This window comes from Rhodopseudomonas sp. P1 (assembly GCF_039642825.1).
GTDB classification, from domain to species: Bacteria; Pseudomonadota; Alphaproteobacteria; order Rhizobiales; family Xanthobacteraceae; genus Rhodopseudomonas; species Rhodopseudomonas palustris_H.
The window spans coordinates 4,307,267-4,330,188 of record NZ_CP088006.1; the positions used below are offsets into that span (position 1 = coordinate 4,307,267).

The window sequence follows — 22,922 nt, forward strand, 5'->3', positions numbered from 1 at the left end:
ACTGGGAATTGGACTGACGACCGCCATGCTGCTGAAGGGTCTCTACAAGGTCGAATTCGAAACGCCGCGGCGCAAAGCGGTCGGCGTGATCTTCGCATCCGATGGAAGGCTGCACGGCGGCAGTTCGGCATTCGCCTATGTCGGCGCCTACGAACAGAACGGCCAGACCATCCACGGCACCATCACGGCGCGCCGGCACACCAGCGATCCGGCGATCCAGTCGGTGTTCGGCGTCGACGAGGTGCGGGTCGACTTCCACGGCTCGACGATCGGCGACTACGCGCAGGTCGAAGGCATGGCGGCGGAAGCCCCATCGCTCGGCTTCAGGGCGCTGCTGACCCGGATCAGCCAATAGCTTAAAAAGGTATGGTCGAGCCCTGCACGTCAGGTCACGACGAATTCGCCCCATGCCAACCGGCGATCGCGTCGGGGGTCACTTTCGTCGCGGTCGGTGTGATCAAAGATCCGCGTCATACGCCTATCGAGATCGTAGGTTGGCCAGCGCGGCTGGGCACCGCGGGCAAAACCGAGAAGATCGCCCTGAAAGCGGCAGCTCATCTCCCGCGAGACCTTTTTGCTGAACAAGTCCAGCTTTCCCAAATCGCCCTCGCCGGTCGTTCCAAACAGCATCGACAAATCGAGCCCGTGAGTGGCGGCGCCAAATATCAACCGCGTCAATGGCGTCGCATAGTCGAACCGATAGACCCAGCAGGGCGCGACCCGAGCATGGCCCTCCGCTATCAGCACAGACGGATGCCAAAAGGTGAAGTCGCCTCCGACATCGATAGCCGCGCGCTTGGACGGATAGCCATGATAGACCGACGCGATCCGTTCGCGAACAGCCCGACCAGATCGCTTGAACATGTCCTCCAACCGATTTGGTCGGGTGGCGATCACCGTAAGCACCTTGTCGAGAATAGCTCCCTCGCGCGACATCGTGCCGATAACGAGTGGTACTGGGTGCGCCTTCCCCAAACGAAACGCATCAATTGGGGAGAAAGGTAGGAAGTCGCCGTCCACCACCGGCGAGGTGGGCAGCATTCCGGCAACGGCGTCCGGCGCCACGTCGTAGAAGAACCGGCCGGACGCCTCGCAAAGCGTCTCGGCCGAAAGCCGCTTCAATGAATGGGAGACTGCGGCCTTGTCGTCCGGATCGAGCCCCAGCAGTTTAACAATCTCTGCGGCCCAGGTTCGATGCCTCTCTGGCCCGAAAGCCGACCCCGCGTTCGGACTCATCGCAATGGCCCGATGGAAGAGCCCAGCGGCGGATGGAATACACATCAAGGTGACGACGGACATCGCTCCCGCCGACTGTCCGACGATCGTCACGCGATCCGGGTCGCCGCCGAAGGCTGATATGTTGCGCTTGATCCATCCGAGCGCTGCGACCTGATCACGCGAGCCCGGATTGCTCTGGATCGGGCTTTCCGGCGTCGACCACGCGGAGAAATCGGAGAAGCCGAAGACGCCGACGCGATAATTGAAACTCACGTAGATCACGTCGCCGGATTTCACCAGCCCATCGCCGCGGTACAGCGGAGCTCGAGTGCCACCGACCGAAAAGCCACCGCCGTAAATCCAGACGATGACGGGGCGAAGGTTGCCGCTCGGTTGGAGCGGCGCCGAAACATTGACGGTCAGACAGTCCTCTGAGATCGGCGTTGTCTTTCCGGCTCCGCCGATCGCCTCGTATCCCCTTTTCTGCATCGGGATCGGACCGAACTCGGAAGCGTCGCGCACGCCTTGCCAAGCATTGGGAGGCTGCGGCGCGTTAAAGCGCAGTGCACCAGCAGGCGCGGCGGCGAACGGAATACCGCGCCACGTCCTCACGCCATCGGCGACGATCCCACGAACGGAGCCGCATTCAGTCTCAACGAGTAGGTCACTGTCTTGATGATGATTGGACATTCGAGACCTCGTGCGATCAGCAACGTCATCGTAAGTTGGAGCAGCTTGATGGTTCGCGGCGCGCAGCCAAGAACAGCGCGATCCGCTGACGGGCGAGCGCCAAGGTCTCATCCGTAACCGCGCACGGATAAAGCCCCAAGGCCGCCGCCCGCATGCGAGGGCCGACCACCAGATCCCAGAGGATCTGCGCATCAACCTCCGGGTCAGCACCGATCGAGCTCAGCACGACATCAAGCCGGCTCATCGCTCGAAGCCGCACATCCTCCAGCACCGGGACGATTTGCGGAAACCGCACCGCCTCCGCGAGGAACCTGCGTTCCATGGCGATGATATCAGGGTGCAGGAAGTAGTTGAGAAGAACGACGCAGACATCGAACAACTGCTCCGCCGGCGGACGATCGTCCGGCTCCACCGGTGGAAGCGCGTCGATCCTGGATGCCGCGTAACTGTTCGCAGCCGCTCGGAACAACTCCGCCTTGGTTGGAAAGCGGCTGTAGAGACTGCGCTTGGCAACGCCCAGCCGCACGGCCAATTCGTCGATCGTCGTTTCGGCAAAGCCCTTCTCGAGAAACATCTCGATCGCCACCGCGACAATGCGCTCCGTCAGTTCTTCCGACTGCTCAAGTGTTGGACGTCCGCGCCGGCTCATTCCGCCTCACCACCATTGCCCGAACGATCCTATGGAGCAGGCCAGGCATTAATGCAACGCTATCGTTGCATTAAATTTCGACAGACCAATTCGGCTACTGGCTGGCGCAGCATCCAGCAGTCCAGGCAAATTTTGCAAGTGGTCCAAGCGGCTTAGTGTGGTTCGAAGCCGACAGCCTACTGCCGCGGCGTCGGGCGGCCTTCGATCTTCGGCAGCACCGCGACCGATGCGGACACCGACGCCTTCCCGGTGGCGCGCCGCGCCATTTCGACGGTGAGCTTTTCGGCGGCTTCTGCCGACATCAGGCCGAGGATGTCGGACATCTTTCGCGGCGCGATCTGGGTGGCGATCTCGATCAGCACCGGCATTTCCAGACGATCGAAGATCTTCGCCGCATCTTTCGGCTTCATCGACTCGTACATCGTGACGATGCCCTTGAAGCGCGCCGCTTCGGCTTCCGATTTCTCTTCGGTCGCCTTGCCGATCTGGCCCTCGGTCTCCTTCATCTCCTGGACCTTGGACTCGATCCGCTTCTCCGCAGCCTTGAGCAGGCTCTCCCGGATCTCGACTTCGCGAGCGCGCGCTTCGAGCTCCTGGCGTCGCGCCTGCAGCCGCTCGAGGATCGCGCGTTCGGATGGAGAAATTGCCGGGGTCTCGGGCTCGGTCTCGGCCGGCTTGGTCTGTTCCGGCGGCGCGACCGCGGGCTTCTCTTCTTCCTTCTTCTTCGGCTCGCCATGCACCGAGCCGGTGATGTCGGGATCGATCGGCTTCCGTCCGGGGAAGTTCAAGTTCTCCTGAGCCCATGACGGCTTGGTCGCGTTCGGATCGTAATCGAACACGTAGCCGCCATCGAGCACCAGTCCGGCGATCTTCAGCACAGCGAGGCCGAAGACCGCGACCAGAACAACCGGAAGGATGCGGATATCCCGAAGTGCGTTCATGCAGCCAAGCCGTTATGTCGCCTGCGTTCCGCAAAAGCCTGCGCCGCCACCGCATTGGCCTGCGCGGCCGACACCGCCGCCGCCGGCTGCTCGCCGCCAGGACGCGCCGCCGCGACGATCTTCGACAAGCGCCGCAGCACGTTGTCGCCCTCGCCGAGCTGCTTCTTGAGCTGGTCGGACAGCGCGGAGGCCGCGGCGATGTCACGACCGAGGTTTTCGTTGACCTCGCGCACCGTGAGCTTGAGGCCGCCGATCGCCCGCTCGGCGATCTCGGTGACGGTGATCAGCTCGCCGATCGTCGCCTTCAGCGATTGCTCGTCGGCTTTCAGCCGCAGCAGGCGTTTGTTGAGCAGCCAACAATAACCGACGGTGACGAGGAGCAGCACGGCGACCAGGCTTTCGATCACGATTGCGAAAATGTGGCTCATTGTGCCTCCATCATTTTGCTCTGCTCGTCGGTACGTTCGAACATGGCGTAGGTGGTGAGCGGCTTGCGCAGCGGTTTGGTGACGCGAATGGCGACGCGGTCGCCGACCCGGCCCATCCGGCCTTCGGTGAGCACGACGCTGCCGCAACGCACCGCCACGGTGGCGTCAGCCCGCAGCTCCAGCGGCAGGGTGTCGCCGACCTGCAGCGCCATCAGTTGCCGCAGCGGCAGTTCGGCTTCGTACAGCACGGCGTCGACCGAAATATCGGCCTGGACGATCTCGGTGGCGAGGTGGCCTTCCCAGACCTGATCACGGCCGAATTTTTCGCCCATGAACATCTGCATCAGCACGCCGCGGATCGGCTCGATCGTGGCGTATGGCAGCAGCAGCTCGATATTGCCGCCGCGGTCTTCCATGTCGATGTGCAGGCGGACCAGGATCGCGGCGTTGGCAGGCCGGCTGATCGCGGCGAAACGCGGATTGGTCTCGAGCCGATCGATGCTGAACGACACCGGCGACAGCGGGCGGAACGCCTGTTCGGCGTCGGCGAGCACGACCTCGAGCAGCCGCTTCACCAGATTGGTTTCGATTGTGGTGTAGGGCCGGCCTTCGATGCGCAGCGCGGCCTGGCCGCGGCGGCCGCCGAGCAGCACGTCGATCATCGAATAGATCAGGCTGGAGTCGACGGTGGCGAGCCCGAAGTTCTGCCACTCCTCGGCCTTGAACACGCACAGCACCGCCGGCAGCGGGATCGAGTTCATGTAGTCGCCGAACCGGACCGAGGTGATGCGGTCGAGCGAGACTTCGACGTTGTCCGAGGTGAAGTTACGCAAGCTGGTCGTCATCAACCGCACCAGGCGGTCGAAGACGATTTCGAGCATCGGCAGACGCTCGTAGGAGACCATCGCGGAGTCGATGATCGCGCGGATGCCGGAGTTCTCGTCGAGGTGCACCTCGCCGACGCTGAAGCCGAGGAGATTGTCGATCTCCTCCTGCGACAGCACCCGCTCGCCGCCGTTCTTGCCGCCGCCGAGATCGCGGCCGCCATCCTCGACCATGGCGGCCCATTGCTCCGCCATCGTCCCGGTTAGTTCGTTCTCCGCTGCCGCCTTTGCCGCGGCCTCGGGATCCTCCGACGCCATGGAGGCTTCCCATTGGGCGGCAATTGCGTCCTGGTCGAGTTGGTCCTGGCCGGCCATGTCAGCTCACTGCACCAGCACTTCCTTGAACAACACAGCCGACACCTGCGCAGGCGCGATCGCCATGTTGACGCGCCGGGTCAGCTCTTCCTTCATCCGAAACATCCCGACCGAGCCGTTCAGGTCGCCCGAGCGCAGCTCCCGCAAGTAGGTCTGAAACAGGTCGGTGATCCGCGGCATGTTCGGCTTGATCTGCTCGGCGAGCTTCTCGTCCTTCACCTCGAGCACGACCTTGGCCTTGAGATACTGCACCCGCTCGCCCGGCGTGCCGGCGAGGTTGACCATGATCTCCGGCACTTCGACGAAGTTCGGCGGCTTCACTTCCTTGGCGGCTTCGGCCTGATGCGCGTCTTCGCCGTGACCGGCGAACAGGAAGAAATAAGCACCGGCACCGCCGCCGAGCAGCAGCACGGCCGCCGCAGCGATGATGATCAGCTTCTTCTTGCTCTTTGGCGCCCCGCCTTCGGCGGCTTCGGCGCCTTCTTCCGGTTTCTCTGCGTCCGCCATCGGCCGAATCGCCCATATCCCAAAAAGCGAGCCGCAGCCGAGGCGAACCGTAAACGCGAGACTAACGCCGCCAGCGCCCAAGGCTCTGATGACACGACGCTATGGGGCAATGGTTAACGGAACCTTTCCACGGCGGTGGCGGGTAGGAAGATTTTGCCGGCCGGTATGGTCAACAAGTCCTTTATTGCCGGCCCGACCGCTCCCTTAGAATTGGCAAGCTACTGATTTTGATGATTTTTCTGAGTTGGCACGAGCTTCGCTAGGTATCTGGTGAGCCGCGCGCTTGGGAGAGCGCCTGCGGTTCGCACGATCCGCCACCGGTCTGGGAGGACTTGGCGGCGGGTCATTCAAGGGAGAACCACCGATGGAGAATGCACTTCTCGTCGGACTGTCACGGCAGGTCGTGCTCGAACGGCAGATGGATGTCGTCGCGAACAACCTCGCCAATCTCAACACCAACGGCTTCAAGGCGGAGCGGTCGGTGTTCCAGGAATTTCTTAACACCGGCGCGCACGAGGACAATTTCGCGCGGCCGGACCGGCGCGTCAGCTTCGTGCAGGACCGCGCCACCTACCACGATCTGTCGACCGGCGCGCTGCAAGAGACCAAGAACCCGCTCGACGTCGCGATCGACGGCAAGGGCTTTCTGGTGGTGCAGACGCCGCAGGGCGAGCGTTTCACCCGCGACGGATCGCTGACGATCAACGCCCAGGGCCAGCTCGTCAACGGCTCCGGCTTCCCGGTGCTCGGCACCGGCGGCCCGATCGTGATCCAGCCGACCGACAAGGAACTGTCGATCTCGTCCGACGGCCGCGTCAGCGTGGTCGAAGGTACCTCGATCATCGACTCGCTGCGCGGCAAGCTGCGGGTTGTGACGTTCGACCGGCCGCAGAGCCTGATCAAGCAGGGCGGCAATCTGTTCGCAGCCACATCCGACCAGGGCACGCCCGACACCAAGTCGATGCTGCGCCAGGGCTATGTCGAGAAGTCGAACGTCAACTCGGTCCTGGAAATGACCAAGATGATCGACGTCACCCGAACCTACACCCAGATCTCGGCGATGCTGCAGCAGGAGAGCGAGCTGCGCAAATCCGCGATCGAGAAACTCGCCGAAGTGCCGGCCTAACGGAGACTGACCATGCGCGCACTCTACACTGCGGCGACCGGGATGGCGGCCCAGGAGCTCAACGTTCAGGTGATCTCCAACAACATCGCCAACATGCGCACCACCGGCTTCAAGAAGCAGACGGCGCAGTTTCAGGACCTGATCTACGATCACGTCCGCCGCGTCGGCGCGCAGGCGTCGGACCAGGGCACGATCCTGCCGGTCGGTGTCGACATCGGCGGTGGCGTCAAGACGGTCGGTACGCCGCGGCTGATGACCCAGGGCACGCTGTCGCCCACCGGCAACGATCTCGACCTCGCGGTGCGCGGCGAAGGCTTCTTCAAGATCCAGATGCCGGACGGCACCTTCGCCTACACCCGCGACGGCTCGTTCACCAAGGACAACACCGGCCGCATGGTCACGGCCAACGGCAACCCGGTGCAGCCGACCATCACCGTTCCGAACGGCGCGACCAGCATCACCGTCGCGGCCAACGGCCAGGTGTCGGTGACGATCTCCGGTTCGACCACGCCCACCGTGATCGGCCAGATCGGCCTGACCCGTTTCATCAACAAGGCCGGCCTGCAGCCGCAGGGCGACAACCTGTTCATCGAAACCCCGGCGTCCGGCACGCCGCAGGACGGCATCGCGTCTGCCGATGGTCTCGGCGACATCATGCAGAAGACGCTGGAGATGGCCAACGTCGAAGTGGTGACGGAAATCTCCGACCTGATCTCGGCACAGCGCGCCTACGAAATGAACGCCAAGGTCGTCAGCTCCGCCGACCAGATGCTGCAATCGACCTCTAATATGTTCCGCTGAGGAGACGGCTGATGATCCGCGCTCTCCTCCTCGCCTCCACCCTGATCGCCGCCGCCGGCAGTGGCGCGATCGGCCAGACCGCAGCGCCCGCGGCACAGCCGGAGGGCGAACTGCGCCCGAGCGACGTGCTGAAGTCGCCGGTGCTTCGCCCGCATGTCGAAGTCACCGGCGAACTGGTCCGGATCGGCGACGTGATCGAGAACGCCGGCGCCGCCGCCGGCATTGCAATCTATCGCTCACCCGACCTCGGCACCACCGGCGCGCTGCCGACCGCGACCGTCCTCGCGGCGCTGCGCGCCCATCAGGTGATCGGCGTCGATACCCGCGACATCACCGAAGTCACCGTGACCCGGCTGGCACGCACGCTGGCGGCCAAGGAAATTGAACAGCAGGTTGTCCAGACCCTGCAGCAGCGCCACGGCCTCGGCGAGCCCGAAGACCTGACGGTGAATTTCGACCGCGACGTCGAGACCAAGACGCTGCCGGCGAACTACGCCGGCAAACTGCAGCTCATCAACGAAAAATTCGATCCGCGCAGCGGCCGGTTCGACATCAGCTACGAAATCAACGGCGGCGAAGGTAGCGCGCCGGCCCGGATGCGGGTGACCGGCACCGCGATCGAAACCGTTGTGGCAACCGTGCTGACCCGGCCGGTGCAGCGTAACGAAGTGATCAAGGCCTCAGACATCACCGTCGAGCGCCGGCCGAAGAGCGAAGTCGCGTCCGATGCGGCGTCTCGCGATGCCGCCCTTGGCATGCAGGCGCGCCAGACGCTGCGCAGCGGACAGGTGCTGCGCGGCGCCGACCTCGCCAAGCCGGATCTCGTGACCCGCGACCAGGGCGTCACGCTGATCTATCGCGCGGCCGGCATCTATCTCACCGCGCGCGGCAAGGCACTCGACACCGGTGCCGAGGGCGACGTCGTCAACGTGCTCAATCTGCAGTCCAAGCGCACCATCACCGGCACGGTGATCGGTCGCGGCCAGGTCGCGATCACCGTCATCTCTCCGCGCGTCGTGGCCGACGCGAAAACCGAGTAACATTCATGTCCAAGTCTGTGCCGTTGCAACGCATCGTTCTGGTCGCCGCCCTGCTGGCGACGGGCGGACTCGCCGGGGGCTGCTCCTCGATCGATCGTCTCGCCGCGATCGGCGAACGGCCGGCACTCACTCCGATCGAAAACCCGACCACGCAGCCCGGCTACAAGCCGGTGCAGATGCCGATGCCGAAGCCGGAGGTCGCGTCCTACAACGCCAACTCGCTGTGGCGGAACGGCAGCCGCGCGTTCTTCAAGGATCAGCGCGCCGCCAAGGTCGGCGACATTCTCACCGTGACGGTGAACTTCACCGACAAGGCCAACATCGCCAACGAGACCCAGCGCAGCCGCACCAGCAAGGAAGACTCCGGCATCACCGACTTCATCGGCAGCAAGACGATCACGACGCCAGCGACCGCGGTGCTGCCGGGCCGCATCCTGACCACCGACTCCACCTCGTCTTCCGACGGTAAGGGCTCGGTGCAGCGCCAGGAAGCGTTGCAGACCAACGTCGCCGCGGTGGTGACGCAGGTGCTGCCGAACGGCAATCTGGTGGTCGAGGGCAAGCAGGAGATCCGGGTCAATTTCGAAATTCGCGAACTGATCGTCGCCGGCATCGTGCGGCCTGAAGACATCCAGAGCGACAACACCATCGACAGCAGCAAGATCGCACAGGCCCGCATCGCCTACGGCGGCCGCGGCCAGATCACCGACGTGCAGCAGCCGCGCTACGGCCAGCAGGTGATGGACGTGCTGCTCCCGTTCTGATCGTCATGACCTGACAACGAGCTCCCACACCCGGCCGCGAACCTAGGCGCGGTCAGGTGTTCCAACGCGGCCTCCTCCGGCTCTCCCTCCGGACGGAGGCCGCGGCCTTTTTACTGACCCGTGAGCGCTGCTGACGGTGAGTTGGTGGCCAAATATCAACGTCGCGGCCGTGCTTGATCTGAGGATGTCTGGCTCGCGGAGAGACTGCAAAGACGTCGTGCCCGGGACGAGCCCGGGCACGAGAGAGTTGGCGTTAGTACCTGCGATCACGCAACCGTCGTCGATTGCGGCTCGCCCTTGCTCCCTGCCGCCTTCCGCCGCTCCACCTTCTGCAGCACGAAGACGTAGAACACCGGCACGAACAGCACGGCCAGCACGGTCGCGGACAGCATGCCGCCGAACACGCCGGTGCCGATCGCATTCTGACTGCCGGCGCTGACGCCGCTCGCAAAAGCCAGCGGCGTGACGCCGAGGATGAAGGCGAGCGAGGTCATGATGATCGGGCGGAAGCGGATCGCCGCCGCCTCGATCGCCGCCTCGCGCAGCGACTTGCCCTCGGCATGCAGGTCCTTGGCGAATTCGACGATCAGGATCGCATTCTTGGCGGACAAACCGATGATCGCGATCAGGCCCACCTTGAAGTAGATGTCGTTCGGCATGTCGCGGAGCATCACGGCGAGCAGCGCTCCGATGATGCCGAGCGGCACGACCAGCATCACCGACAGCGGGATTGACCAGCTTTCGTACAGCGCCGCCAGCAGCAGGAACACGAACAGGACGCTGAGCCCGAGCAGGAACGGCGCCTGATTACCCGACTTGATTTCCTGCAGCGACTGCCCGGCCCATTCGAAACCGAACCCGCTCGGCAACTGCTTGGCCAGCCGTTCCATTTCGGCGATCGCTTCGCCCGAGGAGTGGCCCGGCGCACCATCGCCGGCAAAGCGCACCGACGGATAGCCGTTGAAGCCGATCACCTGGATCGGCCCCTTCGACCATTCGGTCCGCGCGAATGCGGAAAGCGGCACCATCCGGCCGCTGGCGTTGCGGACGTTCAGCTTGAGCAGATCGTCCGCCTGCATGCGGCGATCGTCCTGCGCCTGGATGGTGACGCGCTGCATCCGGCCGGCGTTGGGGAAGTCGTTGACGTAGGCCGAGCCGAGACTGGCGGTGATGGTGGCGTTGATGTCCGCGAAGGACACGCCGAGCGCATTCGCCTTCTCACGGTCGATCACCAGATGAAGCTGGGCCGAATTGGCCAGCCCCTCGATCCGAACGCCCGCCAGCACCGGACTGGCGGCGCCTGCCGCAGTCAGGCGCGTCGCGGCATCGTCGAGCGCCGCGCTGCCGCGGCTGCCGCGATCCTGCAGGCGGAAGGTGAAGCCGGTGAAGTTGCCGAGGCCGTCGATCGGCGGCGGCTCGAACGCCATCACCGTGGCGTCTCCGATCTTCGCCAGTTCGACATTGGCACGCCGGGCGATCGCACCGGCGCTGTCGTGGCCGCGCTCGCTCCAGTCCTTCAGCGTCACGAACGCCACCGCTGCGCTCTGCGAGTTGCCGGAGAAGCTGAAACCCGAAACAGTGAACACCTGCGACACGCTCGGGTCGGCGAGGAACACCTTCTCGGCCTGCTCGATCGACGTCATCGCGCGGGTCTGCGTCGCCTCGGTCGGCGCCTGCATGTCGACGATCAGATAGCCCTGATCCTCGGTCGGCAGGAACGACGAAGGCAACCGCAAGTAAGCCCAGCCGAGCCCCGCCAGCAGCGCCAGATACACCACCATCAGCCGCCCGGTGCGGCTGGTCGCCCAGCCGACGCCATTGCGATAACGACCCGCGATGCGCACGAAAGTCCGGTTGAACCAGCCGAAGAAGCCGCCCTTCTCGTGGTGATCGTCTGGCACCGGCTTCAGGAACGTCGCGCACAGCGCCGGCGTCAGCGTCAGCGCCAGGAAGCTCGAGAACAGGATCGACACCACCATCGTCAGGCTGAACTGCCGATAGATGATACCGACCGCGCCGGGGAAGAACGCCATCGGCAAAAACACGGCCGTGAGCACCAGCGTGATGCCGACGATCGCGCCCTTGATCTGCCCCATCGCCTTGATGGTCGCCTCGCGCGGCGACAGGCCTTCGGTCGCCATCAGGCGCTCGACGTTCTCGACCACCACGATGGCGTCGTCGACCAGGATGCCGATTGCCAGCACCATCGCGAACATCGTCAGCACGTTGATCGAGAAGCCGGTGACGAACATCACCGCACAGGTGCCGAGCAGCGCAATCGGCACCACCAGGGTCGGGATCAGGGTGTAGCGGATGTTCTGCAGGAACAGGAACATCACCACGAACACCAGCGCAATGGCTTCGGCGAGCGTGTACAGCACCTTCTCGATCGATGCCTTGATGAACGGGGTGGTGTCGTAGGGAATCTCGTAGGTCATCCCTTTCGGGAAATACTGCGACAGTTCCTTCATCTTGGCCGTGACGGCCCTGGAGGTGGCGAGCGCATTGGCGGTCGCCGACAACTGGACGCCGATCGACGCCGCGGGATGGCCGTTCAGCCGACTGTCGGAATTGTAATCCTCGCCGCCGACCTCAACCCGGGCAACGTCGCGCAGCCGCACCGACGAGCCGTCGCGATTGGCACGCAGCACGATGGCGCCGAATTCCTCCGGCGTGCCGAGCTGGCCCTTGACCAGGACCGGCGCGGTGACTTCCTGCGACACCGGGTTGGGCGTCGCGCCGATCCGCCCGGCGGCGACCTGCGCGTTCTGCGCGGCGATCGCGGCCGAGACGTCGCTGACGGTCAAGCCGACGCCGAACAGCTTGTCCGGATCGATCCACACCCGCATCGACCGCTGCGTGCCGAACAGCTGCGCCTTGCCGACGCCCTCGATCCGGCGGATCTCGCTGATGATATTGCGGGTGATGTAGTCGCCGACCGCGATGCTATCGAGCGAGCCGTCGATGGTCTGCACCGAGATGAACATCAGGAAGGTGCTGGAGGCTTCGTCGACCAGGATGCCGCGCTGGGTCACGGCGCTGGGCAGCCGCGACTCCACCCGGCGGATGCGGTTCTGCACATCCACCGTCGCCTGCGCCAGCGACGTTCCCGGCTGGAACGACACCTCGATCGAGATCTGGCCGGTCGCATCCGTGGTCGACTCGAAGTACATCAGGCCAGGAATGCCGGCGAGCTGATCTTCGATCAGCCGGACGACGCCCTGGTAGATCTCTTCGGACGACGCGCCCGGATAGTTCGCGGTGACGGAGATCTTCGCCGGGGCAATGTTGGGGTATTGCGCCACCGGCAGGAACGGAATCGCCAGCGCGCCGGCGATCATGATGAAGATGGCGACGACCCACGCGAACACGGGCCGCGCGATAAAGAAATCGGGCATGACCGCCGAGCCTCACTTCGCCTGCGAGGCGGCGCTGGTCGTACCAGCGGCCGCCGCGTTCGGCCACGGCTTCGGATCGACCGCCGCTCCCGGCGACAGAGCCTGAAAGCCCTGCACGACGACGGCATCGCCGGGATGGAGACCGCTCGCGATGATCCAGCGACCATCGACCAGCCGCGACGGCGTCACCGGCCGCAACTCGGCTTTGCGATCGGCCGAGACGACGTAGAGCTGCGCCTGCCCGCCCGGATCGCGGCGGAGCGCGCGCTCGGGCACGGCCAGCGCATTGGGCTGCTCGCCCTGCACCAGCTGCACGCGGACATACATGCCGGGCAACAAATCGCCGTCCGGATTAGGAAACTCGCCGCGCAGCGTGACCTGGCCAGTGGTGGCGTCGACGGAAGCTTCAGAGAACAAGAGGCGGCCGCGATGCGCGTAGCTCGCGCCATCGTCGAACCGCAGGCGCACCTCTGCTTCGATCGCATCGCCGGCCTTCGCCGACTGTTGCGCGGCCCGCTTCAGCGCCAATAGCTCGTTGGCAGACTGCGTGAAGTCGGCATAGACCGGATCGAGCTGCTGAATCGTCGCCAGGCTTTCGCTGCCACCGACGGTGAACAGTGCGCCTTCGGTGATCAGCGCCCGTCCGATGCGGCCGGTGATCGGTGCGCGGACTTCGGTGTATTGCAGATCGAGCTCGGCGGCCTGCAGGCCGGCGCGTGCGGAGGCCTCATCCGCCTCGGCCTGGGCCAATTCGGCGACTGCCTTGTCGTAGAGTTGGACTGTGGTGACGTCGCGATCCTTCAGCCGGGTCTGGCGCTCGGCCTGCTGGGCCGCCAGCGTGCGGGTTGCCACTGCACGCTGCAGCGTCGCCTTGGCGCTGGCGACACGAACCTGGAACGGCGCCGGGTCCAGCCGGTACAGTACGTCGCCCTGCTTGACGATGGTACCTTGCTGGAACACGCGCTCGATGATGATGCCCGAGACCCGCGGACGCACCTCGGCGATCCGCGTCGGTGCGATGCGGCCGGGCAGATCGCTGACGATGCGCAGCGTCTCCGGCGCGACTGTGACCACGCTCACCACGACCGGCGGCGCCTGCTTGTCGGCTCCTGCTTGTTTGCCGTCACCGCAGCCGGCCAGACTCACCACCACGCCAAACGCGCAAGCGGCCCGGAGGGCGGCCTTTGTCTTCGTCGTCACGCAACTCACCTTTGCTCCGCACGGCTGCGAGCCCCCCGGCCGCCGCAAACCGTTCAAAAGATACCATCCGGTTGGTATATTACATTCTTGACAATGACAACGGGGCGACGCCAGGATTCACCACAGTCGTTCTCAAGAAAGTTGCCTCGCCGCAATGAGCAGCGCCCATGAGCGAAAGAAACAACCGGAAGTCGTCCGCCGCGCCCTGATCGATTGTGCCGCCGCTCTGGCGATGGAGCGGGGGCTGCAAGCGGTCACGGTGCAGGCCGTTGCCGCCGCCGCCGGTGTCACAAAAGGCGGCCTGTTTCATCATTTTGCGACCAAGGAGAAGTTAATCGAGGCGGTCTTCGACGCCCAGCTCGACATCTTCGGTGCCGCCGTCGAAGAGGCGCTACAGGATGATCATTCCAGTTACGGCTGCTTCACCCGCGCCTACGTCCGGGCGACCTTCAATCTCAGCGAACAAGACGAAAGCCAGTGCGGCGGCGCTTTGGCGGTATCGATGATGACCGACCCGCTGTTGCGACCGCGCTGGTCTGCCAGAATGCGGGCATGGCTGACGAAGTATAAAAAAACCGACTCGGCGCCGGCGCTGGAGATCGTGCGACTCGCCGCCGATGGCGCCTGGCTCGCCGACCTCAGCCACATCGCCCCGGATCTTCGGATGGACCCCAAGAAGCTGCTGGCGCGACTGTTGGCAATGACTCGGAAAGACTGAGCGGGAAAGCTGAAGACCCGCGAGACGCACACGCCGCATCACGACCGATCACAACTTACTTGCCCAGACATCCGCATACATGATCCGGCGCATCGACGGCATCCCCCGATCGTAGTTGTATCGCGTCCCGGGGACGCTACGTTCCGCCGTGTTCGGCGATTCCTGCGAGGAATAGCCGGGCTGAATGGAGAGATCAGATGACCAAGACCGGCGCCGCGTTGCTCGCGGCAGCGACCATCCTCACCCTGGCGGCGGCTCCGGCCTCGGCCCGCGATTTCCCCTACTGCCTGCAAGGCGGCGAATGGGGCTATCCAGGTAATTGCCAGTTCGATTCCTACCAGCAGTGCATGGTGACCGCTTCAGGCACCCGCGCCTATTGCGACATCAATCCAGTGGTCGCGTTCAGTGCGCGCCAGCAGGCCGCCGAGCCGCAAGACGTTCCGCCGCCGCAACAGCAGCCGCGCAAGCGCCGGCACTAATCAGCTGCGCTTATTTCGCGCGCGCAACGGCCCAAAACGCCAGCTCCAAAAAACAACGGCGCCGCTTCCTCTCGGAAGCGACGCCGTAAAACTTTGATCAGGCCACCGACCTATTCGTCGCGATACACCTTTTCGCGCTTCTCATGGCGCTCCTGGGCTTCGACCGAGAGCGTCGCAATCGGGCGCGCCTCGAGCCGCTTGAGAGAGATCGGCTCGCCGGTCTCTTCGCAATAGCCGTAGGTGTTATCTTCGATACGTTGCAATGCTGCGTCGATCTTGGCGATCAGCTTGCGTTGACGGTCGCGAGCGCGCAGCTCAATAGCGCGGTCGGTTTCGGAGGAGGCGCGATCAGCCAAGTCGGGATGATTGACGTTCTCTTCCTGTAGTGCCTGGAGCGTGAGTTTGGCTTCACGCAGGATCTCGTCCTTCCAAGCCAACAATTTGGCGCGAAAATAATCGCGCTGCCGCTCGTTCATGAACGGCTCTTTCTCGGATGGTCGATAGTCTTTCAACTTTTCCAAGGGCAATCCATGATCCACATCAGGCGGTAAACACCCCGCCTGCGCGGCAGCTTATATAGCGCTGGGTTGTGACAGACAATATCGTCCGCACCGATCGCACCGGAACGGCGGAATAGCTGGGGAACACGAATCGCAGGCTTAGGCTTGGCCGGCTTTGGCGAGTTCGACTTCGACCCGCAGCTCGATCTCCGCCAGTACCGCGTCGAGGCCGGGATCGCCGGAGGAGTTCTTCAGTTCGGCCGCCGCCGCGCGCAGCCGCGCCACCGTTGCACCGTCCAGCATCCCCGACAGCAGGCCGATCTTCAGATCGTCGAGCGCATCGAGCGCCGTTCGTCCGCGCTGCACCGAGCGCTTGCGGCGTTCGGTGGCATCCTCCACCCCCTGCATGGCGAGCAGCGCATCCAGCGCAGCCGGCGGCCGAGGCGCACCGATCGGCTTGGCTTCCGATTGCGTGGGGGCGGTGGGGAGCGAAAACGTGCTCGATCCGGAGCGCCGGACAGTACCGGAGCCGGTCGATGTGGTGGTGCCGTTCGGACCGTAAATGCGCATCGTGTCTCTCGCCGTGTCCAGGCTCGCCGCGGAACAGCTTACACCCAGGGCGGCAACAGGGCTGAGGCCCCCGACCCGCAGCAAACCGGTTTATGGTTAACGATGGGTAAACAGCCCGGCAAGAATTGCCGGTGACGGCAGTTTCGCCGCGGTTGGAACCCAAACGGAACTCCGGAGAGAGGAACTTCCCCTCGGAAAATCAACAAGTTGCTTCAGATTCGCGGGTGGCACAGGACTGGCAAGGAAAGACTGACCGCATCGTTCGCAACAGCGGCGATGGATCGACAGGAGCCGAAAATGCCGCGCGTATCGACCCAACTCGTAAGGCTGGCTGCGGCGGCGCTGTGCGTGCTGCTCCTGTCGGGCGTGGGGGCCAATGCGACTTCGCGCATCAAGGACCTCGCCAATATCGAAGGCATCCGCCAGAACCAGCTGATCGGTTACGGCCTGGTGGTCGGCCTCAACGGCACCGGCGACACCCTCAACAACATCCCCTTCACCAAGCAGTCGCTGCAGGCGATGCTGGAACGCATGGGCGTCAACATCCGCGGCGCCACCATCCGCACCGGCAACGTCGCCGCCGTGATGGTCACCGGCAATCTGCCGCCGTTCGCCACCCAGGGCACCCGGATGGACGTCACCGTGTCGGCGCTGGGCGACGCCAAGAACCTGCAGGGCGGCACCCTGCTGGTCACCCCCCTGCTCGGCGCCGACGGCAACGTCTACGCGGTCGCCCAGGGCTCACTGGCGATCGGCGGTTTCCAGGCCGAGGGCGAAGCCGCCAAGATCACCCGCGGCGTGCCAACGGTCGGCCGGATCGCCAATGGCGCCATCATCGAGCGCGAGATCGAATTCGCCCTGAACCGGCTGCCGAACGTGCGGCTGGCGCTGCGCAATGCCGACTTCACCACCGCCAAGCGGATCGCCGCCGCCGTCAACGATTACCTCGGCACCAAATGCGCCGAGCCGCTCGACCCGTCGACTGTCCAGCTTTCAATCCCGGGCGAGTTCAAGGGCAACGCGGTGGCGCTGCTCACCGAGATCGAGCAGTTGCAGGTCGAACCGGATCAGGCCGCCAAGATCGTGATCGACGAACGTAGCGGTATCATAGTCATGGGCCGTGACGTCCGAGTCGCCACTGTGGCGGTGGCCCAGGGCAACCTGACGGTGTCGATCTCCGAAAGCCCGCAGGTGAGCCAGCCGAATCCGCTCGGCGGCGGCCGCACCGTCGTCACGCCGAATTCGCGGATCGGGGTCACCGAAGACGGCAAGAAACTCGCCGTGGTCAAGGACGGGGTGTCGCTGCAGCAGCTCGTCGACGGCCTCAACAGCCTCGGCATCGGCCCGCGCGACCTGATCGGCATCCTGCAGGCGATCAAGGCCGCCGGTGCCATCGAAGCCGACATCGAGGTGATGTGATGACGATCGCCACGACCTACGGGCCGACTCTACCGACCTATAATGGGCGGCCCGACTTTGCCCTCGCCGAAGCGCTGTCAAAGGTGCCGGCGCAGGTCCAGGACAAGGCCCAGAAGACCGCCAAGGACTTCGAGGCGATGTTTCTCAACACCATGTTCTCGCAGATGACTTCCGGGCTGAAGGGCGAAGGACCGTTCGGCGACACCGTCGGTACCGGCGTTTGGCGTTCGATGCTGACCGAACAGCATTCGCAGATGGTCGCCAAGGCCGGTGGCGTCGGCATCGCCACCGACGTGTACCGCTCGCTGATCCTGCAACAGGCAGCCCGCTCCTAAGCGCAAAGGACGACGCCATGACCGCGATGCAACGCCCGCAAGCCCAGCCCGCCGCCGTTCAACCGGTGGCAACGCCCGCCGACGCGCGCAAGCTCGCCGAGGGCCTGATCACGCTGATGGATTCGCTGCTGAAGGTGATCGAACACGAGACCGAGCTGGTCCGTGCCGGCAAGATCGCCGAAGCGATGCGGCTCGAGGTCGACAAGACCGAAGGCACCAAGCGCTACATCAGCGCGATCACGCTGGTGCGCGCCAGCCAGCCCTACATGTCGAAAGCGACGCCGGACCTGCTCGCGACGCTGCACCGGCATCACGAAGTGTTCCGCGCGATGCTGCAGGTCAACCTCACCGTGCTGGCCACCGCGCATGCGGTGTCGGAAGGCATCGTGCGAGGCGTCAACGCCGAAGTGCAGAAGCGCAACGCGCCGCAGACCTACACCGCCTACGGCCGTCACACCGGTCCGAGCCCGCGCCAGCTGACGCCCATCGCAGTCAGCCGCTCGCTGTAACGCCTCCCCTCACGACGACCTTGCGGGCCCGACGCGCATTGGCGCGGGATGTTGCACGCCTGCGCGATGCAGAGCTTTCGATTTAAATCATCGGAATCTTTGCAGGAGGAATTTCAGAACTGTTTGCCACGATGCTGGAGGAGGTGTGGGATTGACCTGATGGAGGCCAGGAGGCTGACATGAGTATCGATTTCAACATCAAGCCGGTGGGGGCGCCGGTGATCACGCCGATCCTCAGGCCGGAGCCTGAGGCGGTGCAAGCGGCCGTACCGACCGATCTGCCAGCGCCACAAAGCGTCACCGCGGCAGACGGCGGATCGGCGACGACTGCCACAAAGTCCGGAAGCAACCCTGCGTCTTCGATCGCCCGCCAGGTGATCTTCGATCAGGCTGCGGCCGAGATGGTGTACGTGGCGGTCGATCAGAACACGCAGTCGGTGATCAGCCAGTATCCTGACTCCTGGCAGCTCAAGGCACGCGCTTACTTCCGCGAACTCGATCAATCGAAGCCACAGCGCATCGGATCGCTCGCAACCGACCGCGTCGCCTGACGCCGAGTTGGAATGAGACCGGATCTCCCGGCCCGTCGGTTGCGGGCGCGGGCGCTTCGTGCTGGGCAAAGAAAGAATTGGAAGCGGACCACAGCAACATCACGACGTCGGTCGTGTTACGGACGGCCGCTGAGACCCGCGGCGATGTTGCGGTTGATGTCGATCAGCGCCTGCAGGCGTTCGACTTCCGGCTTGATCTGCAAGGCGCTGGACTGGCTCATCACGAACACGCCGATGTTGGCGATGTTCTGCCGGATCTCGATCGACTGCGGATTGTCGTCGCGCATCGCCTCGGTGACGAAGATCGACCAAAGTTTGCGATTGAACAGCAGCGCTTCCTGAAGTCCGATCGCGCCCTTCTCGTCCCAGTTCGTGACGACGTCCTGCAATTGCTTAGCCGCCTTCAGCAGCGCCTGCGCTTCGATCTCGCGGGGAGATGCAGTTCTCTGCGCCGTTCTGGCGTAAGCTTGCGCGGCACTCGACATCGGCTACCTCGACAACAATTCTTCTTCACGCTTGATGAGGGGGCGCAGCTCTCTGAGTGCCTTATAGAGATTGCCGCTTAAGATAAGATTACTGGTTGCTTCAATCGTTTCACGGAAGCTCGGCACGGCTTCGATCAACTCTTTGATGAAACCTAGATACAAATCCTGATAAGCCGGGATGTCGTTCTGCAGATACATCATCTGCACGCACAGATAGATTCGCTTCACCGGCGTGTTCGCCGTCTCCGCGGTGAGAATGTCCTTCTCGCGCAGAATCGGCGCATCGCCGTCGATCAGAAACGTGGTGCGGGTGTCGGAGTTGGTGATCACGCTCTGGCCGATCACGATCCGCTCGAACGGCTTCAATTCGACTCGCAGAGGCATCGCTTCTCCCTTCGCATATGGTCACGGGACCGAGATCGACTCATCCTCCAGCCCTTTTTCCTTATGCGCAGGGTTTGCGAATCGATCCAGTACAAACGCGCCGTACTTTCAGGGGAAAAATGCAACGGGAGATTGCGCGGCGCCGAATCGCGCCGCCGTCCGGGACGTGGCCGCCCCGTGATCGCCGCCCCGGCGCGAGGCCGGGGCCGTTGCGATTACCGCAGCAATTGCAGGACGCTCTGCTGCGACTGGTTGGCCAGCGACAACGCCGACACCGCGATCGATTGCCGGGTCGAGAGCGCCTGACTGTTGGCCGCTTCTTCGTTGGTATCGGCGAGCGTCAGGTTCGCCGAGCCGGTCTGCAGCACGTTGATCAGGCTCTTGGCGAAGTTCTGACGGATCTGCACGATCGACAGGTTTGAACCGTAAGACGACGCCTGCGAGCGCAGCGTGGTCGACGCGGTGTTGAGCGCGGCGAGCGTCTTGTTGGTCGCGGCGTTGTCGATGAAGTCGGTGCCGGCCACCAGCGTCGGCAGGCCAAGCGCCGCGGGCGTCAGCGCGGTGCCGACGATGGTCAGCGTCGAATTGCCGGTTTCGTTGAACACCAACTTCAGCGTGTCGCCGTTCAGCAGGTTGACGCCGTTGAACGACGCGTCCTGCGACGTGGTGGTGATCTGCGCGATGACGTTGTTGTACTGCTCGACCAGCTTGGCACGCGCCGCCTGCGAATTGAGATCGGCGACCGGCGGGTTCGGCGTGGTGAAGGTCAGCGTCGAGGTGATCGAGCCGCCGAGCACGCCACCGTCCGCGACCGAGCCGAGTGTCGACGACGCATAGTCGTTGCTCGCCGAGATCATCAGCACGCCGTTGGCGTCGACCTGCGCGGTGAGGTTGTTCGGCGCAAGCGCGGCGTTGAGCTGCGCCAGCGTCTTCACCGTGCCGCCGGTGCCGTCGCCGAAGGTGACGCTGACCGGCGTGCCGCCCTTGAAGGCGGTGAACGTCATGGTCTTGCCGGAGACGCCGCCGGCGCCGGAGGCGCGCGACGCCTGGAACACCGTCGAGGTGCCGGTGTTGCCGGCGAGGCCGAGCGCCAGCATGGCGTTGCCGGTACCGCTGATGGTGAGGTCGGAGGCGCTACCGGTCGAGATCTTCAGCGAGCCGCTCGACAGCGACGAATTGGCGGAGCCGAGCTGGGTCGTCAGCGTCGCGCCGGTCTGCGACAGCGTCGCGGTCTGCACGCCGGTGGCAAGGTCGATCGCCTTCAGCACGTCGGCCACGGTGCCGCCCTGCAGATAGACTGTCGAATTGCCGAGACCGTCGGTCTCGACGTGACCAGTCACGCCGGTGTGGGTCGCCGAAGCGAGCGGGACAGGCGCGTTCTTGAAGGTGATGGTCTTGCCGTTGACGGTGAGGATCGAGCCGTCATCGATCAGCGTGCCGATCGTGGTGGGGCCCGTGATGCGCGGCACGTCGAGCGTGGTCGGACCGGAACCGGTCGAGGTGGTGAGATTCAGCGACTTCAGGAAGTCTGCCGGACCGGTGACGTGGAGGTCGGCGCCGGTCGAAGAATTCAGCGTCACCACACCGGTGCCGCTGATCGAGGACGGAGTTCCGTTGGCCGTGAAGGTCGCAACGCCGCTAGAGATGTTGGCCGACTTGACGCCGCTGGCGAGATCGATCGCCGTCAGCACGTCGCCGACCGTGGCGTTGGTGAAGGTGTTGCTGGTGCCGAGATAAATCGTCGAGTTGCCCTGCGAGTCGGCGACGATGTTCCCGAGCACGCCCGAGCCGACCAACAGACCGGCCGGCGACGGCGGATCGGACGCCTTGAAGGTGATGGTCTTGCCGTTCACCGTCAGCGTTGTGCCGTCGGCGATCGCAGCGCCCAGGCCGCCGACGGTGTTGAACAACTTGGTGCTGGCGGTGATCGGCGCCGAGGTGCCGGTGCCGAGCGACGTCGACACCGGTCCGCTGAAGCCGAGCTTAGCCAGCACGGTGCCACCCGAAGTGTCGGAAACCGACAGCGCGCGGTTGGTGCCGGTATGCAACTCGAGGTGGCCGCTGGCGTTGACCACCGACGGATTGCTGGTGTTGCCGTTGATGGTGTCGACCGTGGCGAGCAGCGCGTTGATCGGCTGATTGACGCCGATCGTATAGTTGCCGTTGCTGTCGACCGTCGGAGTGCCGGTGGCGGTGAAGGTGATGGTCTTGCCGTCGACGACCAGCACATCGCCGGCCTGCGGGCCGGTCGGGGTCGTGGTCAAACCGTTGGTCAGCGACGAGATCAGATCGGTGCCGGTCGCAGTCGCCGTCGCGGTGCCGGTGTAGAGCACACCGCCCGTCGAGGTCGCATCGGTCGGGACGTTCTTGGTGACCGCGGTGCCGACCAGCGCGCCGATGCCGCCGCCCAGCGTGTCGGTCAGCGACACGCCGCTGGTGCCGCCGGCAGTGCCGTCATAGATCACGTTGCTGGTCGCGATCGCGCTGGCGAAGGTCTGGGTGCCGCGCAGATCGTTCGGAGTGGCGCCCGCGATGGTCGCCGCAACGTTGGATTTGGTTGAGTAGCCGACGTTGGACTGCAGCGCCTGGTTGGCGATCGACTTGGCAGTATCGATCAGCTTGTTCAGCGAGGTGATGCCGGTGTTGGCCGCCTGCAGGATCTGGACGCCGTTGCCGATTCCGTCGAGCAGGTTGTTGATGTCGCTGGCGCGGCTATCGAGCCCTGCTGCGGTGAAGAAGTTGGTCGGATTGTCGAGCGCGGTGTTGACCTTCTTGCCGGAAGCAAGACGGTTCTGCGTCGTCGCCAACAGATCGGCAGTCGACTGCAGCGATAGCAGATTCTGGCGAACCGCTGCCGAGAGAACCACATCAGCCATGGTGCAAACCTTCCTGATCCGCGCTGGACGTCGACCTTCAGTCGCACGTCGCTGCTCGCGTCGAACGGTCGTTGCCGCTGCGACACTTGCCGGTTGTGTTTAGACGCCTGTTCTGGAGAGGGACCTCGGCTGCAC

The 22,922-nt window shown here is 64.3% G+C and carries 24 protein-coding genes; 11 read left to right on the forward strand and 13 right to left on the reverse strand.

Translation table 11 applies throughout. The features are described from left to right. Positions 1–25 precede the first annotated feature (25 nt). On the forward strand, positions 26–355 hold the full coding sequence (locus LRC39_RS19915) for a GrlR family regulatory protein (RefSeq protein WP_346297531.1): 330 nt from the start codon (positions 26–28) through the stop codon (positions 353–355). Positions 356–384: 29 nt separating this feature from the next. On the opposite strand, the gene LRC39_RS19920 is transcribed toward LRC39_RS19915, so the two are convergent. From LRC39_RS19920 to fliL, 6 genes are all read right to left on the reverse strand, one after another. Beyond that, on the reverse strand, positions 385–1,908 hold the full coding sequence (locus LRC39_RS19920) for a carboxylesterase/lipase family protein (RefSeq protein ID WP_346295395.1): 1,524 nt from the start codon (positions 1,906–1,908) through the stop codon (positions 385–387). A 25-nt stretch (positions 1,909–1,933) separates the two neighbouring features. Further along, entirely contained in the window at positions 1,934–2,557 is a 624-nt protein-coding gene (locus LRC39_RS19925) for a TetR/AcrR family transcriptional regulator (RefSeq protein ID WP_346295396.1), read from the reverse strand. A 176-nt stretch (positions 2,558–2,733) separates the two neighbouring features. Next, entirely contained in the window at positions 2,734–3,498 is a 765-nt protein-coding gene (locus LRC39_RS19930) for a MotE family protein (RefSeq protein ID WP_107345602.1), read from the reverse strand. Further along, a complete protein-coding gene (locus LRC39_RS19935; protein WP_346295397.1) occupies positions 3,495–3,926 on the reverse strand; it encodes a DUF6468 domain-containing protein in 432 nt (143 codons plus the stop codon). The genes LRC39_RS19930 and LRC39_RS19935 overlap by 4 nt, the downstream gene beginning before the upstream one ends. Then, the gene (gene fliM, locus LRC39_RS19940) at positions 3,923–5,125 is read right to left on the reverse strand and encodes a flagellar motor switch protein FliM (RefSeq protein ID WP_011159433.1); all 1,203 of its coding nucleotides are present in this window, start codon (positions 5,123–5,125) and stop codon (positions 3,923–3,925) included. Before fliM ends, LRC39_RS19935 begins: the two co-directional genes overlap by 4 nt. A gap of 6 nt (positions 5,126–5,131) precedes the next feature. Further along, the gene (fliL, locus tag LRC39_RS19945; RefSeq protein ID WP_107345604.1) at positions 5,132–5,632 is read right to left on the reverse strand and encodes a flagellar basal body-associated protein FliL; all 501 of its coding nucleotides are present in this window, start codon (positions 5,630–5,632) and stop codon (positions 5,132–5,134) included. Between the two features lie 364 nt (positions 5,633–5,996). On the opposite strand from fliL, the gene flgF reads away from it, so the two are divergent. Genes flgF through flgH form a run of 4 tightly spaced genes read left to right on the forward strand, consistent with a single transcriptional unit; the run spans position 5,997 to position 9,363 of the window. Beyond that, positions 5,997–6,758 (forward strand): flagellar basal-body rod protein FlgF, encoded by a 762-nt coding sequence (gene flgF, locus LRC39_RS19950; protein WP_107345605.1) that lies wholly within the window; start codon positions 5,997–5,999, stop codon positions 6,756–6,758. A 12-nt stretch (positions 6,759–6,770) separates the two neighbouring features. Beyond that, positions 6,771–7,559: a flagellar basal-body rod protein FlgG gene (gene flgG / locus LRC39_RS19955; RefSeq protein ID WP_011159436.1), complete on the forward strand. Its 789-nt coding sequence runs from the start codon at positions 6,771–6,773 to the stop codon at positions 7,557–7,559. A gap of 11 nt (positions 7,560–7,570) precedes the next feature. After that, positions 7,571–8,599, forward strand: coding sequence for a flagellar basal body P-ring formation chaperone FlgA (flgA, locus tag LRC39_RS19960; protein WP_346295398.1), 1,029 nt, complete (start codon positions 7,571–7,573; stop codon positions 8,597–8,599). 5 nt (positions 8,600–8,604) lie between these two features. After that, entirely contained in the window at positions 8,605–9,363 is a 759-nt protein-coding gene (flgH, locus tag LRC39_RS19965; RefSeq protein ID WP_264074362.1) for a flagellar basal body L-ring protein FlgH, read from the forward strand. 266 nt (positions 9,364–9,629) lie between these two features. Here the strand turns inward: flgH and LRC39_RS19970 are convergent, their stop codons facing one another. Both LRC39_RS19970 and LRC39_RS19975 read right to left on the reverse strand, forming a co-directional pair. Further along, the gene (locus tag LRC39_RS19970) at positions 9,630–12,761 is read right to left on the reverse strand and encodes an efflux RND transporter permease subunit (protein WP_346295399.1); all 3,132 of its coding nucleotides are present in this window, start codon (positions 12,759–12,761) and stop codon (positions 9,630–9,632) included. 12 nt (positions 12,762–12,773) lie between these two features. After that, a complete protein-coding gene (locus LRC39_RS19975) occupies positions 12,774–13,961 on the reverse strand; it encodes an efflux RND transporter periplasmic adaptor subunit (RefSeq protein WP_263989382.1) in 1,188 nt (395 codons plus the stop codon). A 154-nt stretch (positions 13,962–14,115) separates the two neighbouring features. Here LRC39_RS19975 and LRC39_RS19980 point away from each other — a divergent pair, with 154 nt between their 5' ends. Together LRC39_RS19980 and LRC39_RS19985 are read left to right on the forward strand one after the other, a co-directional pair. Then, positions 14,116–14,679, forward strand: coding sequence for a TetR family transcriptional regulator (locus LRC39_RS19980; RefSeq protein ID WP_346295400.1), 564 nt, complete (start codon positions 14,116–14,118; stop codon positions 14,677–14,679). 197 nt (positions 14,680–14,876) lie between these two features. Next, positions 14,877–15,158, forward strand: coding sequence for a DUF3551 domain-containing protein (locus tag LRC39_RS19985; RefSeq protein ID WP_263989384.1), 282 nt, complete (start codon positions 14,877–14,879; stop codon positions 15,156–15,158). 110 nt (positions 15,159–15,268) lie between these two features. Here the strand turns inward: LRC39_RS19985 and dksA are convergent, their stop codons facing one another. Together dksA and LRC39_RS19995 are read right to left on the reverse strand one after the other, a co-directional pair. Continuing rightward, on the reverse strand, positions 15,269–15,679 hold the full coding sequence (gene dksA, locus LRC39_RS19990; RefSeq protein ID WP_107345612.1) for an RNA polymerase-binding protein DksA: 411 nt from the start codon (positions 15,677–15,679) through the stop codon (positions 15,269–15,271). A gap of 138 nt (positions 15,680–15,817) precedes the next feature. Continuing rightward, the gene (locus LRC39_RS19995; RefSeq protein ID WP_346295401.1) at positions 15,818–16,228 is read right to left on the reverse strand and encodes a flagellar assembly protein FliX; all 411 of its coding nucleotides are present in this window, start codon (positions 16,226–16,228) and stop codon (positions 15,818–15,820) included. A gap of 297 nt (positions 16,229–16,525) precedes the next feature. On the opposite strand from LRC39_RS19995, the gene LRC39_RS20000 reads away from it, so the two are divergent. The 4 genes from LRC39_RS20000 (at position 16,526) to LRC39_RS20015 (ending at position 19,042) form a co-directional block, all read left to right on the forward strand. Continuing rightward, positions 16,526–17,647 (forward strand): flagellar basal body P-ring protein FlgI, encoded by a 1,122-nt coding sequence (locus LRC39_RS20000; protein WP_107345613.1) that lies wholly within the window; start codon positions 16,526–16,528, stop codon positions 17,645–17,647. After that, the gene (gene flgJ, locus LRC39_RS20005; protein WP_107345614.1) at positions 17,647–17,982 is read left to right on the forward strand and encodes a flagellar assembly peptidoglycan hydrolase FlgJ; all 336 of its coding nucleotides are present in this window, start codon (positions 17,647–17,649) and stop codon (positions 17,980–17,982) included. The genes LRC39_RS20000 and flgJ overlap by 1 nt, the downstream gene beginning before the upstream one ends. Positions 17,983–17,999: 17 nt before the next feature. Next, complete coding sequence (locus LRC39_RS20010) at positions 18,000–18,491, forward strand: hypothetical protein (protein ID WP_164636654.1); 492 nt, start codon at positions 18,000–18,002, stop codon at positions 18,489–18,491. 179 nt (positions 18,492–18,670) lie between these two features. After that, the gene (locus LRC39_RS20015) at positions 18,671–19,042 is read left to right on the forward strand and encodes a hypothetical protein (protein ID WP_164636656.1); all 372 of its coding nucleotides are present in this window, start codon (positions 18,671–18,673) and stop codon (positions 19,040–19,042) included. A 116-nt stretch (positions 19,043–19,158) separates the two neighbouring features. On the opposite strand, the gene flaF is transcribed toward LRC39_RS20015, so the two are convergent. From flaF to LRC39_RS20030, 3 genes are all read right to left on the reverse strand, one after another. Continuing rightward, positions 19,159–19,527 carry a flagellar biosynthesis regulator FlaF gene (gene flaF / locus LRC39_RS20020; RefSeq protein WP_107345617.1) on the reverse strand — a complete coding sequence of 123 codons (369 nt, stop codon included), beginning with the start codon at positions 19,525–19,527 and terminating at the stop codon, positions 19,159–19,161. Positions 19,528–19,530: 3 nt separating this feature from the next. Further along, a complete protein-coding gene (flbT, locus tag LRC39_RS20025) occupies positions 19,531–19,911 on the reverse strand; it encodes a flagellar biosynthesis repressor FlbT (protein WP_264074367.1) in 381 nt (126 codons plus the stop codon). 215 nt (positions 19,912–20,126) lie between these two features. After that, positions 20,127–22,787 (reverse strand): DUF1522 domain-containing protein, encoded by a 2,661-nt coding sequence (locus LRC39_RS20030; protein WP_346295402.1) that lies wholly within the window; start codon positions 22,785–22,787, stop codon positions 20,127–20,129. Positions 22,788–22,922: the final 135 nt, after the last annotated feature.